Source organism: Streptomyces spongiae, assembly GCF_009377185.1.
Lineage (GTDB): Bacteria > Actinomycetota > Actinomycetes > Streptomycetales > Streptomycetaceae > Streptomyces > Streptomyces spongiae.
Genome location: NZ_VJZC01000060.1, coordinates 16676 through 30877 on the forward strand (window position 1 = coordinate 16676; position 14202 = coordinate 30877).

Sequence of the window (14202 nt, forward strand, 5' to 3'; positions counted from 1 at the left end):
CGGAGGCTCGGTCGAAGCGAGGCTGGGCGCCTGAGAGCTCGGGTGGTGTTGGTGCGTTGGCGGCTGCGGGTGCGTCGTGGCTTGTCGCGCAGTTCCCCGCGCCCCTTACGGGGCCTCAGCCCTTCACCGCGCCCGTGAGCATGCCCTTCTTGAAGTGTTTCTGGACGAAGGGCGAGAGGACGGCGACGGGGAGCAGGGCCATCACCATGACCGCCATCTGGAGGGCGAGCGAGGAGAGCTGGCCGGTGTTGACCTGGGCGGCCAGGCCCACCGGGCGCTCCTGCTTCTGGACCAGCTGGATCATGACGTTCTGCAGCGGCATCATGTCCTGGTCGGTGAGGTAGATCGACGCGTTGAACCAGGCGCTCCAGTAGCCCACCGCGTAGAAGAGGGCGATCACCGCGAGGACCGCGCGCGAGAGCGGCATGACGATCTTCCACAGGATGCGCCAGTCGCCGGCGCCGTCGATGCGGGCGCTGTCGATCAGCTCCGGGGAGATGCCCATGAAGAACGAGCGCAGGACCAGGATGTTGAAGACGCTCACGGCGCTGGGGAGGATCAGCGCCAGGTAGGTGTCGGTGAGTCCGAGGGCCTGCACCAGCAGGTAGGTCGGGATCAGGCCCGCGCCGAAGAACATGGTCGCGAGCAGGGTCATCAGGATCCAGCGGTGGCCGAGCGAGCCGCTGCGGGAGAGTCCGTACGCGCACAGCACCGACACGGTCATGCTGAACAGCGTGCCGACGAGCGTCACCCCGATGCTGACGAGGGCGGCGCGCTGGACCTGGCCGCCGCTGAGGAGTTCCTGGTAGGCGATGAAGGTGATGCCCTTGGGGATCACCACCAGACCGCCGGCCTCGTCGATGGTCTTCTTCGACTGGAGGCTGGTGACGATGACGATCCACAGGGGGAAGAGGATCGCGAAGCAGGCGATGCCGAGGACGAGGCCCTTGCTCGCCAGGCCGGCCTTGGAGGGCTCTTCCTCCCAGGTCGGGCGGGGCGGGGCCGCCCAGGGGCTCGGCTTCTTCGCGGCCGACGTGTCGCCGGCCGGCTTGTCGTCGGCCGGCGTGTCGAGGACGGCGGTCACTTCTTGTACACCCCCTGCTCGCCCATGAGATGGGCGACCTTGTTGGCGGTCAGCACCAGCGCCAGGCCGACCACGCCCTTGATGAGGCCCGCGGCGGCGGCGTAACTGAAGTCCTGGTTGCGGATGCCGTTCCACCACACGTAGGTGTCGAGGACGTCGGAGGCGTTGACGCCCACGGCCTGCCGTTGGAGCAGCAGTTGCTCGAAGCCGACGGTGAGGGCGTCGCCGACGCGCAGCACCAGCAGGAGGGCGATCACCGGGCGCAGGGCGGGCAGCGTGATGTGCCACATGCGCCGCCAGCGGCCGGCGCCGTCCATGGCGGCGGCCTCGTACAGGTCGCCCGAGACGGAGGAGAGCGCGGCGAGGAAGACGATGATGCCCCAGCCCGCGTCCTTCCAGATCATCTCGACCGTGACCAGGTACTTGAAGATCTCCGGGTTGGTCATCAGGTCGAGACCGTCGTAGCCGTGCTGGCGGAGGGTCTGCGCGATGATGCCCGCGCCGCCGAAGATCTGCATGAAGACGGTGACGACGAGGACCCACGAGAAGAAGTGGGGCAGGTACATGACCGCCTGGGCAATGGCCCGGACACGGGGCCTGACCACGCTGTTGATGAGCAGCGCGAGCAGGATCGGCACCGGGAAGAACAGCACGAGCTGGAGGAAGAACAGCACGAAGGTGTTCTGCACCGCGTGCCAGAAGGCCGAGTCCGCGAAGATCCGCTCGAACTGCTCGAAGCCGACCCAGGGGCTCTGGAAGATGGCGATGAAGCCGTTCTCGCTGAGGTACGGGTCGTAGTCCTGGAAGGCGACCACATTGCCGAGGATCGGTATGTAGTTGAAGACCAGGAGCAGCAGCACCGCCGGCAGCACCATCAGGAGCAGTGTGCGGTCCCGCTTGAACCTGAGCCGGAGGTTCAGCTTCCCCGGGTCCTTCCCGTCCCGGGACCGGGACCTGGCTCGGAACCCGGACCTGGCTCGGGACCTGGATCCGGTGGTGTCGTCACCGGACGCCACCGGACTCTTCGCGGAAGTCTGCGCCTCGGCCGTATTCCGAGGCACCGTGCTGTGGGACACGGCCTTCTCCTTGCCTCAGTCCCGGGTCACTTCGCCGAGCCGGTGTCGTCGAGCAGCTTCTTGTACCAGTCGCGCAGGTCGTCGCCGCCCTTGCTCTTCCAGTCGGCCACGGCCTGCTGCACGTCGCTGATCTTCTTGCGGCCGCGCACGACGTCGTCCTCCAGCTGCTCGAAGCTGTCGGCGAGGTTGGCCCAGCGGTTGGGCTCGGTGACGGTCAGCCCGAAGAAGGAGGTCTTCCTGGTGAAGGCGCCCATGCGCTGCTGCCACTCGACCATGCCCTTGGTGACGTCGGGGAAGTCGGTGTAGGCGACGAAGGGGGCGGGGTTGCCGGTGTAGTCGAAGGCGCCGTTGACCTCGTTGACGCCCTGGGTCGTCTTGGCCGGCAGGCCCTTCTTCACCTCGTAGTCCGTGCCCTCGACGCCGTACATGGTGAGCATGAACTCCTTGGTGCCGTACGGCGCGGCACAGAAGTCGCAGACGGCGAGGAAGTCCTTGATCTGCTGCTTGGACGCCTTCTTGCTGATGAAGGTGAAGATGTTGGCCGGCTGGACCGCCCACAGCTTGGGGTCGCCGCCGTCGGGGCCGAAGATGTCGAACGCGGCGATCTCGAAGTCCGGGTTCTGGGCGTGCTGCTCGGACATCTTGCCCCACCAGTCGGAGATGTTCTGGTTGTACACCAGCACCTCTCCGGAGGTGAGGCGGTTGCCCGCGTTGCCGCCTGCCTTGCCGGAGACCGCGTCCGGGTGGACGACCTTGGCCGCGTAGAGCTTGCGCACCCACTCGAGGGCTTCGAGGTACTCGTCGGTCTCGATGCGGTTGACCAGCTTGCCGTCGACCATGTTCCACCACAGCGCCTTGTCGCTGCCCGGGAAGACGCTGAAGATGTTGAACGCCGTCCACTTCATGTCGTCGCAGGCCCAGACCTTCGACTTGGGGCGGGTGGCCTCCTTCGCCCAGGACAGGAACTCCTTCGGGCTGGTGGGGACGCTGTAGCCCTTCTTGTCGAAGATGTCCTTGCGGTACAGGGGCGCGATGTCGGTGACATACGAGGCGGGCATCGGGATCGCGCGGAGCTGGCCGCCGAAGATGCCGCGCTGCCAGGCCTCGGTGGGGACGGCGGCGAGGTTCGGGTAGTCCTTGACCTTGTCGCCGGACAGGTAGGGGCCGAGGTCGGCGAACTTGGCGTTGATGGCGCCGGGGATCTTGCCGTTGAGGTTCCAGCCGGGCACGACGACGACGTCGGGTATGTCGCTGGAGGCCAGGACCGCGCCGAGCTTCTCGTCGTAGGTGACCCCGTCCTGGTTCTGCCAGGTGACGTCGACGCCGATGGCCTTGTTCATGGCCGTGTAGTAGGGGTTGTCGCCCTTCGGTGGGGTGCCCCAGAACGGCGCCATGATCTTGAGCTTGCCGCCGCTGCCCAGCTTCTTCGTCACCGAGGTCTTCAGGTCCGCCTCGGCGATCGCCTTGGTGAAGCCGGCCGCCGACCCGTTCTTCGCGGGGATGTCGGGCGCCACGACGGTGGAGGCCACGAACGACGGGAGGATCTTCGCGGCGTCCTTCCCGGAAGTGGTGCCGTCCTTGCTGCCGGACTGCGAGCCGCCACAGGCGGACAGCAGCGGCATGCCCCCGGCCACCGCGGCGGCGGCGACCGCCGTGGAGGCGAGGAAGTTTCTCCGGCTTGGAGCGGAAGAGGCGGAGTTCGGCGTCATTGCGTCAACCCTTCATGGCGCACACCAGGACACGCGGCGGGGGAGCCGTCGGCTGCGGTGTCTTGAGTGGATCTGGCTGTGCTGAAGCGGGGAACATCGGAGGGGTGTGAGTACGCGAGGCGTGTCCTCCGCAGTCGAAGCGCTTCGATGTTGCTGCGAGGTTAAGTGAACCCGGAGGGGTGCACAAGAGTCATTTCCACAATTCCTCGGAGGTGTAGAGGACCGGAGTGACCAGTTCCGACCGCTGGATATGACAGGGAGGAAACGGATCTGTTGCGCCTTGGTCTCTTGACACTCACCCCCGCGTCGATTGAGCATCGAAGCGCTTCGAAAGTCGCTGGCCGCTCCACCGCAAAGGGACCCCATCGTGACCGCACAGACGCCGCCCACCCCGCCTTTCCGCGATCCGCGGCTGCCTCTCGCGAAGCGCATCGACGACCTTCTCGGGCGGCTCCGCCTCGACGAACGGATCGCGTTCCTGCACCAGTTCGCACCGGCCGTCGAGCGCCTGGACATCGCCGCGTTCCGCACCGGACAGGAGGCCCTGCACGGCGTGGCGTGGATGGGACCGGCCACGGTGTTCCCGCAGGCGGTCGGACTGGGCGCGACCTGGAACGAGGACCTCGTACGCCGGATCGGCGAGGCGGTGTCGACGGAGGTCCGCGCCATGCGGGCCCGCGACGACCGCGTCGGCCTCAACGTCTGGGCCCCCACGGTGAACCTGCTGCGCCACCCGCTGTGGGGGCGTAACGAGGAGGGCTACTCCGAGGACCCGAAGCTGACCTCGGCCATCGCGACGGCGTACACGCGGGGCCTGCGCGGCGACCACCCCACGTACTGGCGCACGGCCCCGGTCCTCAAGCACTGGCTGGCGCACAACAACGAGACGAACCGGGACACCACCTCCTCGTCGGTCCGCCCGCGCGTCCTGCACGAGTACGACCTGCGCGCCTTCCGCGAGACCGTGGAGGCGGGCGCCGTGGCCGGTGTGATGCCCGCGTACAACCTGGTCAACGGCCGTCCGAACCATGTGTCGCCCTACCTGAACGAGCACCTGCGCGCCTGGACCGACGAGGACCTCCTCGTCTGCTCGGACGCCGGAGCCCCCTCGAACCTGGTCGACTCGGAGCACTACTTCGACACCCACGAGGAGGCAACGGCGGCCGCGATCCGCGCGGGTGTCGACAGCTTCACCGACCACGGCACGGACGGCTCGAAGATCGTCGAACGGATCCAGGGCGCCCTGACCCAGGGCCTGCTCACCGCGGACGACATCGACGAGGCGGTCCGCCGCCAGCTCTCGGTGCGCTTCCGGCTGGGCGAGTTCGACCCCGAGTTCGACCCCGAGTCCGATCCCGCGTCCGATCCCGCGTCCGATCCCGCGTCCGGCCCCCACACGAACGTCACGGCGTTCGACACCCCGGCCCACCGCGCCCTGGCCCAGGAGGCGGCCGAGCAGGCGATCGTCCTGCTCAAGAACGAGGGCGGCCTGCTGCCCCTGGCCGAGGACACCCGCATCGCGGTCGTCGGCCTCCTCGCCGACGAGTGCAAGCTCGACTGGTACAGCGGCACACTCATCCACCGCTCCACCCCGCTGGAGGGACTGTACGAGCGCTTCGGCGCCGACCGCGTCACCTTCGCCGAGGGCGTGGACCGGGTCCGCCTGCGGACCGCGGCGGGCACGTACCTCTCGATCCCCGAAGCCCCCGACGCCCCCGACGAGGCACGCGGGGCGGAGGGCGCCCTGGACCCCGCGCTCCTCGCGGGCCGCACGGACCTCCCCCCGCTGACCACCGACGCGACCGGCACCGACCTCGCCCTCGTCGACTGGGGCGACGACGTCCTCACCCTGCGCGCCCCGGACGGCCGCTACCTCTCGGTCGCCGAGGACGGCTACGTGCGCGCCTCCGCGGACCAGCCGGGCGGCTGGGTCGTGCAGGAGACGTTCCGCCTGGAACGCCATGAATCCCACGGATCCCACGGATCCCACGAGGGCGGTCACCTCCTCAAGCACATGGGCACGGGCCTGTACGTCTCTGTCGCCGCGGACGGCGTGAAGGTTGCCAACGAGAACGCGGAAATCTTCACCCTTGATGTGACCGAACGGGGTGTCGAATCGGTCACACGCATCGCCTCCGAGGCGGACGCCGTCGTGGTGATCGCGGGCAACGACCCGCACATCAACGGCCGCGAGACCGAGGACCGCACCACCCTGCGCCTCCCCCAGCAGCAGGAGCGCCTGCTCCGCGCCGCCCGCGCCGCGAACCCGAACACGGCCCTGGTCCTGACCTCGGCCTATCCCTACGCCGTGGGCCACGACGATCTCCCCGCCGTCCTGTGGACCGCGCACGGCGGCCAGGCCGCGGGCACGGCCCTGGCCCGCGTCCTCGCCGGGGACGTCTCCCCCGCGGGCCGCCTCCCGCAGACCTGGTACGCCGCCGACACGGACCTGCCCGACCTGCTCGACTACGACGTGATCGGCAGCCGTCAGACGTACCTGTACTTCGAGGGCACGCCCCTGTTCCCGTTCGGCCACGGACTGTCGTACGCGGGATTCGCGTATGAGAATCTCAGCCACCGGGTGACCGGCGACGAGGTGAAGGTGACGTTCACGCTCACCAACACGAGCGCCCGGACGGCGGACGACGTACCCCAGCTGTACGTCAGGGCCGTGAACCCGTCGGTTCCGCGCCCCCGCCGCGAACTGGCGGCCCACCGCCGGGTCACGCTCGCTCCGGGCGCCTCGACGGACGTGACCCTCCTCGCGCCGCTCGCCGCCTTCGCGTTCTGGGACGTGGCGCAGGACCGTCTCCGCCTGGAGCCCGGCGCGTACGAGCTTCTCGTGGGGGCCTCCAGCGAGGACATCCGCCTGACCGCCACGGTCGACCTCGACGGCGACCCGGCGGTGCCCCGCCCGGTCGTCGACGCCGGTCTGGACGCGGCGGCCTACGACGACCAGCGAGGAACGGAGATCGTCGACCGCACGAGGACCTCCGGCGACGCCGTGACACCCGCCGACGGCGGCACGGGTGAACTCCTCTTCCACGACTGCGACTTCGGGAGCGGCGTCACGGAGGTGACCGTGGAGGCGGCCGGCGAGGGCGCCGTCGAGTTCTCCCTCAACGGTGGCCCGGTCCTGGCGGTCCTGAACCTCTCCGCCACCACCGGCCCGTACGACTACACCACCCTGAGCGCCGGGATCGTGGCCGCCGGCGTGCACGACGTCCACCTCAGGCTGCGCGGCCCGTTGCGGCTCGCGCGTGTCGGCTTCTCCGGTTGAGGGTCCGGAACAGGCCGATGCACGAAGGGGCCCGGCACCGGAAGGCATCGGTGCCGGACCCCTTCATCCCGGGACACACCCGAACACTACATGAAAATGATTGTCACAAACTAGAGCGCGTCGATGGCAGGCACGACGTGGCCGATCAAAGCTGGGTGCCGGTCAGAGCTGGATGCCCGTCAGCACCATGACCCGCTCGTACGTGTAGTCCTCCATCGCGAACTTCACGCCCTCACGCCCGACACCGGACTGCTTCACCCCGCCGTACGGCATCTGGTCGGCGCGGTAGGACGGCACGTCGCCGATCACGACACCGCCCACCTCCAGGGCCCGGTGCGCCCGGAACGCGGTCTGCAGGTCATGCGTGAACACACCGGCCTGAAGCCCGTACTTGGACTCGTTGACGGCGGCGAAGGCGCCCGCCTCCCCCTCCACCCGCCGCACGGTGAGAACGGGCCCGAAGACCTCCTCGCAGGAGACGGTGACGTCCTCCGGCACCTCGGCGAGCACGGTGGGCGCGTACGAGGCCCCGTCCCGCTTTCCCCCGGTCAACAGCTTGGCCCCCGCCTGGACCGCCTCGTCGACCCAGGCCTCCACCCGCTCGGCGGCGGCTTCACTCACCAGCGGCCCGACGTCGGTCGCGCCGTCGGACGGGTCCCCGGTCACCTGCGCCTCGACGGCGGCGACGATCCGCGGCACCAGCCGCTCGTACACCTCGGCGTCCGCGATCACCCGCTGCACGGAGATGCAGGACTGCCCGCCCTGGTAGTTGGAGAAGGTGGCGATACGGGTGGCCGCCCAGTCCAGGTCCTCGTCACTCGCGTAGTCGGCGAGCACGACAGCCGCGCCGTTGCCCCCCAGCTCCAGCGTGCAGTGCTTGCGCGGCACCGAGTCCATGATCGCGTAGCCGACCTTCTCGGACCCGGTGAACGAGATGACCGGAAGCCGCTCGTCCTGCACGAGCGAGGGCATCCGCTCATTGGCCACGGGCAGCACGCTCCAGGCGCCCGCGGGGAGTTCGGTCTCGGCGAGCAGCTCACCGATGACGAGCGCGGACAGCGGGGTGGCGGGCGCGGGCTTGAGGATGATCGGCGTACCGACCGCGATGGCCGGGGCGACCTTGTGGGCGCACAGGTTGAGCGGGAAGTTGAAGGGCGCGATGCCCAGCACGACGCCCTTCGGGAACCGCCGCGTGAGGGCGAGCCGTCCCTGGCCGCCGGCGTCGGTGTCCAGCCGCTGGGCCTCGCCCCCGTTGAACCGCCGCGCTTCCTCGGCCGCGAACCGGAACACCGAGACGGCCCGCCCGACCTCGCCGCGGGCCCACTTGAGCGGCTTCCCGTTCTCGGCCGAGATGAGCTGCGCGATCTCCTCGGTGCGTTCGACGAGCCGCTTGCTCACGTGGTCGAGGGCGGCGGCGCGGACGTGTGCGGGGGTCGCCGCGAACTCGTCCCGTACGGCGTACGCGGCGGCCACGGCCTCCTCCACCTGGGCGTCCGTCGGCACGCTGACCCTGCCGACGAGTCGGCCGTCCCACGGCGAGGTGACATCGAACTCGTTCTCGCCGGTCACCTGGCGACCGGCTAGCCAGAAGGCGTGGGTGGCAGTCATGGTCCGGCCCTTCCGCGTGACGACTCGTACGTTCCCGACCACGGTAGGCCCGGGGTTCCACCAGGTCGTTTGTCCGAGTCGTCAAACTCTGCTCGGCGGATACGCCGCTTTGGCAAGTCATCGACTTGACCCGGCCCTGAAGGACCGGGCTTGGAGGTAGTGCCCAGCTGGCTGCTGGGTGGGCTCCTCCGTCGGGACACCCCTCACACGTGGAGGCGGGGTCAGACTCCCGGTGGGCCGTCGATGTCCTCGACATCAACGCTGGTGAGTGCGGGAAGCCTGGCGCCCCTGCTCTCCGCGATGCGGTGAACGTCGCGCAGCGCCTCGGTCATGCGGGCCACCAGGAAACGGAGCTGTGCGGTAGTGGCCTTGTGGTCGGCGAGCATGTCGGTGGCGTGGTCCAGGAGCTGGACGGACATACCCAGTTGCACGCACTCGATGTTGTCGGCCACGCGGGAGAGGTATCCGGTCCCGTCACCGACGAGGTAACAGGGCTTGCCTCCCTGGCCGGACCAGGGAAGCAGTCTCACGGTTTCACTCTGTCCGCCGGTCACGCGGTCACCTCCACGCCGTGGATGACCCGCGGACCGATGTCGATACCGTGCACGGCGAGCCACAGGGCGCGCCGCCGGGCCCGCTGCCGCCGTACCTCCTCGCGCCGCTCATGGGCGAGGAGATAAGGAGTCTCTCGCCATGCTGAAGGCGGCAGTGAAGGAATTCGGACGCCGTGACTGAACACCGCATACCCGACAGCTCCACGCTGCACGGTTGGCGCAAGTCGTCCTACAGCGGCCCGGAGGGCGGCAGCTGCGTCGAAGTCCTCGACGGGTACCCGTCCGGCGTCCCCGTGCGTGACTCCAAGATCCCGCAGGGACCTGCGCTGCTCTTCACGAGCACTGGCTGGTCATCGTTCATCACGGCCGTCAACCTCGGGGACTTCTCCGCCTGAGTCAACGGAGCGCACTCCGCCCCGCCAACCGCTCGACGCTCAGGGTTACGGCCTCTCGTGTGACAGCGTCCTCGTCACCTCCGCCCGCTCGACGTACTCGGTCAGACGGTCGGCGGCTTCCTCGGCGCTGGCGGCGTCCACCCATGCGGAAGAGACCGGTGACTTCCTTGAGCCGCCCAGTGACGCGCCCCGATAGAGGCCATGCACGCGCTTCACGGCCTCAAGGGCCTGACGACGTGCGACGACGCGCACGACTGGGAGGGGGTGACCAACGACCTCGTGGGCGCGGTCCTCGCGGCAATGATCGCCCTGCGGTACGTCGACGGACACAGGGCGCCCGAGGAGTTCAACAGGATCCTCTTCCGGCGCACTCGCCGTGGTCGCGAGGCACTGGATGCCTCGGCCGTCTGATAGCGACTCCCAGCGCCAGTCAGCTGCCCCGTTCCCCGCGACGGCTGATCGTGGGGTGCTTGGCGCGTACGGGCAGTGCCTCCTGAACGGCTCGTCGCTGCCCGATCAGGCGGAGCGGGGGTCCGGAGCCCGGTCGGAGCGCATGAGCGGTGGCGCATGTGACGCGGCGGTGTCACGATGCGGGCATCGTCCAAGTGCGCTTTGTGCCGGGGGGTGTTGAGAGTGCGGGCGTTGGCCGACGACGATCCTCGGCAGGTGGGCGAGTACCGGCTGTTACTCCGCCTGGGCGAGGGCGGCATGGGCCGTGTGTATCTCGGGCAGTCGCCGGCCGGTGAGATGGTCGCGGTCAAAACGGTGCAGGCGGAGATGGCCGACGCGCCGGGCCTCCGGACACGGTTCGAGCGCGAGATCAGTGTGTCGCTTGCGGTCTCCGGGCCGGGCATGGTGCCGGTGCTGGACGGCGACTCGAAAGCGCCCGTGCCCTGGCTGGCCTCCGCCTACATCCCGGGACCCTCCCTCGACGAGGCTGTGCGCGGGCACGACCCGCTGCCCGCACCCACGTTGTGGCGGCTGTTGTCGGGGCTTGCCGAGGCACTGGGCACGGTGCACGCGTGCGGGCTGGTTCACCGCGATCTCAAGCCGGCGAACGTGCTGCTGTCGCCCGCCGGACCGCTGCTGATCGACTTCGGGATCGTCCGCGCCGACGACCACACGGCCCTCACAAGAACAGGTTCCACCATCGGTTCGCCCGGCTACATGTCACCGGAGCAGACGCAGGGGCTTGAGGTACGCGGCGCCAGCGACATCTTCTCGCTCGGCGTGGTCCTGGCCTTCGCAGCCACCGGGCGCAATCCGTTCGGGTCCGCAGAGGGGGTGGACTACCGGATCGTGCATCAGGAGCCAGACCTGAACGATGTGCCGGACGACCTCAGGGCGATGGTGCGCAGGTGCCTGGCCAAGGACCCCGAGGAGCGCCCCTCGCCCGAGGAGCTGCGTTCCTGGGCGGAGGAGCACGGCAGCGACGCCGCACCGTGGCCGCCCGCCTCCTTCTCATCGGAAATGGCCCGAAGGAGCGAGCGACTCCGCGAACTGGGGGTCACCGATCGGGACACGTGGCCGGGACACGGCCCAGGCCAGGTAACACCGCGCGCCGCGGCTGCTCCCCTCGTCGAGGCCGTTCCCCCGAGCACCGCCGTCTCCCCGATCGCCGACCTGCCGACGGCCGCAGCGGCCCCACCGGCGCCCAACTCCCCACCAGCCACCGCCCACCCACCGACCGCCATCGCCCCACCGACCGGCTTCGTCCCACCGACCGGCTTCGTCCCGCCGACCGCCATCGCCCCACTGACCGGCTTCGTCCCGCCGACCGGGTTCCGTCGGGCCGATTTCACTGTCCCGACGCGGTCAAGCCCGCCGCTGCCCTTGCGGCCTCCGTCCTCCAAGCCCCAGGCGGAGAAAGCGACGGTGTCGACGCGCGCGGCGCCGGCCAGTGGCCCGGCGAGGCAGGCCCTGATCACACCCTGGGTGCGCGGCTGGGCGCTGGGCCACCCACTGCTGAGCCTCGTGGGCTTGATACCGATGTTCGCCCTGCTGGTGGTGGGTCCCGCCTTCAAGGCTCATGCCCGCGAGCACCCGACGACGGATGAGAACTCTGACTGGTGGCAGGGACTGACCCACTGGGCGATGGAGGAGGACGGGTGGAGGGTACCGCTGACGGTGCTCCTCATCGTCGGGCTGGCAGGACTGCAGTACTACCGTGCACGGCTCGAGCGCTGCTCTCTGGACGGGATCCGAACCTGGGCCGCGGCCACCGGCCTCTTCTGGCTGCTCTGGTCGTTCATGGTGCCGCGGACCTTCTTCTGGGTCCTGGGGGTGGCCGACGGTGCCGAGGCAGATCTGGTGAGCGGCTGGTTCCTCACCACCACGTATGGCACGTTGTGCGCTCTGCTGGTCACGATGTTGGCGACGCCGTTCACAGCGGTGGCGGCGGTGATTCGCGTACTGCGCGGACTCTTCGGCGACGTGGCGCGAACCATCTGAGGCATCAGCTCCGGTCCGGTCGAGTCACCGCAGGGCCGCCTCCCGGAGTGCCGTGAGCAGGTCCCGGAGGGCGGGGCGGCCGGACGACGCTTCCCGCACCGCCGCCTGAATGACCCTGACGGGTTCCGGCCCCCGCACCTTGCGTACGACGACGTCGGGGTGACGGTGCGTCAACCCCAAGGCCGGGATGAGGCCGATCCCGAGTCCGGCGGCGACGAACCCCTGTGTCGTCGTGTGGTCCTCGCTCTCCACCACGAAGTTCGGGGTGAAACCGGCCGCCGCGCAGGCATTGATCACCGGGTCCAGGCAGGGGCCGGGACCGTCGCCGCGAACCCAGGGCTCGTCGGCGAGGTCGGCCAGGTCCAGCACCCGTTGCTCGGCGAGCGGGTGGCCTGCGGGGAGGACAGCGCGGTAGGGGTCGTCGAGCAGGTGGACGAGGTGAACGCCTTCGTGGGTACGGCCGCGCGGCCGTACCACCACGGCGAGGTCGGCCCGGCCCTCCGCCACCTCGCTCAGCGGGTCCTGGGGGTCCGTCATCCTGAGGTCGACCCGGAGGCCGGGATGCTCCTCCCGGAGCCGGGCGAGGGCGGGCGCCACGAGGGTGGCACCGGCGGTGGCGAAGTAGCGGATCGACAGCAGGCCCGTGACACGGGCCCGCAGGTCGGCCAGTGCCGTCTCCGCCTCGGTCACCTGCCTGCTGATGACGGCCGCGTGGTCGCTCAGCAGCTCGCCGGCCTCGGTGGGCCGGACACCGCGGCCGACCCGTTCGAGCAGCGGGATCCCGGCCTGCTTCTCCAGCACGGCGACCTGTTGGCTGACCGCGGAGGGCGTGTACCCCAGATTGTCGGCCGCCGCGGTGATCGATCCGCTGGTGACGACCGCACGGAGGACCTGCATACGTCGCACATCAATCATGTAGTAGAGCTTAATGGTTGTGCAGAACTTTTCGCTTGTCCTGTTGTGACCTGGCCCGGCAGCATGCGAAGTCGGCGGATCGCACGTCGACGGATCGCACAAGGAGGCGGACAGTGGCCGACGGCCGAAGTGGCTCGCTCATACGTATGGCCGGACTCGCACTGCTGTGGGGATCGGCGTTTCTGTGGATCAAGCTGGCTCTCGACAGCGGGCTGACGCCTTTCCAGATCGCCTTCGTCCGTTCCGCCCTGGGCGCCGCCGTCCTGCTCGTCCTGGCGCGCGCCGCACGCCGACGGCTTCCACGGGACCGCGGAACGTGGGCGCACCTCGGCGTGGCCGCCCTCTTCTGCAACGCGCTGCCGTTCCTGCTCTTCGGCATCGGCGAGCGGACCGTCGACTCCGGCCTGGCCGGCGTGCTGCACGCGACGACGCCGCTGTGGTCCGCGCTGATCGGCTTCGCCATCGGTACGGAGCGCGGAACGCATCCGGTCCGCCTGGTCGGACTGCTGCTCGGATTCGCCGGAACGCTGGTCATCCTCGCCCCCTGGGAGACGACCGGACTCCTGAGCGGGGGCTCACTCGCCCTGCTCGGGGCGTCGGCGAGCTACGCCGTCGGCTTCGCCTACATGGGGAGCCGGCTGACCGGCCGGGGAACGGACCCCCTGGCTCTCTCGGCGGCCCAGCTCGTCGCCGCCACGGCACTCTCCGCTCCGGCCGCGTTGGCCGGCAGCACGACGCATCTGGACGTCAGTCTGCGGGCCGTACTCGCCGTCGCCGTCCTCGGGATCTTCAGCACCGGGTTCACCTTCTACCTCAGCTACCGGCTCATCGCTGACGAGGGAGCGACCAGCGCGGCCACGGTCGGGTATCTCCTGCCGGTCGTCTCGGTGGCGCTGGGGGCGATCGTCCTCGACGAGGAACTCGGGGCGCGCGTCATCGCGGGGGCGGCCGTCGTACTGGCCGGTGTCGCGGCAACGCGGTGGCGGAAACGTCCGCCGTCGCCGTCGCCGTCCTCCTCCTCGCTGAGGGAGGACACCGCGGTGCAGATGACGGCCGGCAGGAACGGCTCGGCGTGACCCTCGGGTCCACGACAGACCGCGTTGATCACGACCCCAGACAGCCCCTACTCC

The 14202-nt window shown here is 69.6% G+C and carries 11 protein-coding genes; 5 read left to right on the top strand and 6 right to left on the bottom strand.

Annotated elements, in window-relative coordinates; all coding sequences use genetic code 11:
* Positions 1 to 115: 115 nt before the first annotated feature.
* The 3 genes from FNH08_RS11925 to FNH08_RS11935 are packed head-to-tail and all read right to left on the bottom strand — an operon-like array spanning position 116 to position 3869.
* A complete protein-coding gene (locus FNH08_RS11925; RefSeq protein ID WP_322724285.1) occupies positions 116 to 1084 on the bottom strand; it encodes a carbohydrate ABC transporter permease in 969 nt (322 codons plus the stop codon).
* Positions 1081 to 2160, bottom strand: a complete 1080-nt coding sequence (locus FNH08_RS11930; RefSeq protein ID WP_322724286.1) for an ABC transporter permease — start codon at positions 2158 to 2160, stop codon at positions 1081 to 1083. Before FNH08_RS11930 ends, FNH08_RS11925 begins: the two co-directional genes overlap by 4 nt.
* A 26-nt stretch (positions 2161 to 2186) precedes the next feature.
* Positions 2187 to 3869: an extracellular solute-binding protein gene (locus FNH08_RS11935; RefSeq protein ID WP_152771442.1), complete on the bottom strand. Its 1683-nt coding sequence runs from the start codon at positions 3867 to 3869 to the stop codon at positions 2187 to 2189.
* A 367-nt stretch (positions 3870 to 4236) separates the two neighbouring features.
* Between FNH08_RS11935 and FNH08_RS11945 the strand changes: the two genes are divergently transcribed.
* Positions 4237 to 7149 (top strand): glycoside hydrolase family 3 C-terminal domain-containing protein, encoded by a 2913-nt coding sequence (locus tag FNH08_RS11945; RefSeq protein ID WP_322724288.1) that lies wholly within the window; start codon positions 4237 to 4239, stop codon positions 7147 to 7149.
* Between the two features lie 162 nt (positions 7150 to 7311).
* On the opposite strand, the gene FNH08_RS11950 is transcribed toward FNH08_RS11945, so the two are convergent.
* Together FNH08_RS11950 and FNH08_RS11955 are read right to left on the bottom strand one after the other, a co-directional pair.
* The gene (locus FNH08_RS11950) at positions 7312 to 8757 is read right to left on the bottom strand and encodes an aldehyde dehydrogenase family protein (RefSeq protein ID WP_152771443.1); all 1446 of its coding nucleotides are present in this window, start codon (positions 8755 to 8757) and stop codon (positions 7312 to 7314) included.
* Positions 8758 to 8978: 221 nt separating this feature from the next.
* Positions 8979 to 9287 (bottom strand): hypothetical protein, encoded by a 309-nt coding sequence (locus tag FNH08_RS11955; RefSeq protein ID WP_407704356.1) that lies wholly within the window; start codon positions 9285 to 9287, stop codon positions 8979 to 8981.
* A 197-nt stretch (positions 9288 to 9484) separates the two neighbouring features.
* On the opposite strand from FNH08_RS11955, the gene FNH08_RS11965 reads away from it, so the two are divergent.
* From FNH08_RS11965 to FNH08_RS11975, 3 genes are all read left to right on the top strand, one after another.
* Positions 9485 to 9706, top strand: a complete 222-nt coding sequence (locus FNH08_RS11965) for a DUF397 domain-containing protein (protein WP_322724291.1) — start codon at positions 9485 to 9487, stop codon at positions 9704 to 9706.
* 201 nt (positions 9707 to 9907) lie between these two features.
* A complete protein-coding gene (locus tag FNH08_RS11970; RefSeq protein ID WP_194238463.1) occupies positions 9908 to 10117 on the top strand; it encodes a hypothetical protein in 210 nt (69 codons plus the stop codon).
* A gap of 231 nt (positions 10118 to 10348) precedes the next feature.
* Positions 10349 to 12157 carry a serine/threonine-protein kinase gene (locus FNH08_RS11975; RefSeq protein WP_194238464.1) on the top strand — a complete coding sequence of 603 codons (1809 nt, stop codon included), beginning with the start codon at positions 10349 to 10351 and terminating at the stop codon, positions 12155 to 12157.
* Positions 12158 to 12181: 24 nt separating this feature from the next.
* On the opposite strand, the gene FNH08_RS11980 is transcribed toward FNH08_RS11975, so the two are convergent.
* The gene (locus tag FNH08_RS11980; protein ID WP_194238465.1) at positions 12182 to 13072 is read right to left on the bottom strand and encodes a LysR family transcriptional regulator; all 891 of its coding nucleotides are present in this window, start codon (positions 13070 to 13072) and stop codon (positions 12182 to 12184) included.
* A 146-nt stretch (positions 13073 to 13218) separates the two neighbouring features.
* Here FNH08_RS11980 and FNH08_RS11985 point away from each other — a divergent pair, with 146 nt between their 5' ends.
* Positions 13219 to 14148 carry a DMT family transporter gene (locus FNH08_RS11985; RefSeq protein ID WP_152771451.1) on the top strand — a complete coding sequence of 310 codons (930 nt, stop codon included), beginning with the start codon at positions 13219 to 13221 and terminating at the stop codon, positions 14146 to 14148.
* The last annotated feature ends 54 nt before the right edge of the window (positions 14149 to 14202 follow it).

Coding starts and splice junctions, on each gene's coding strand:
- FNH08_RS11950 (WP_152771443.1), bottom strand. CDS start 8,757: ATGACTGCCACCCACGCCTTCTGGCTAGCCGGTCGCCAGGTGACCGGC.
- FNH08_RS11970 (WP_194238463.1), top strand. CDS start 9,908: ATGCACGCGCTTCACGGCCTCAAGGGCCTGACGACGTGCGACGACGCG.
- FNH08_RS11980 (WP_194238465.1), bottom strand. CDS start 13,072: ATGATTGATGTGCGACGTATGCAGGTCCTCCGTGCGGTCGTCACCAGC.
- FNH08_RS11935 (WP_152771442.1), bottom strand. CDS start 3,869: ATGACGCCGAACTCCGCCTCTTCCGCTCCAAGCCGGAGAAACTTCCTC.
- FNH08_RS11985 (WP_152771451.1), top strand. CDS start 13,219: ATGGCCGGACTCGCACTGCTGTGGGGATCGGCGTTTCTGTGGATCAAG.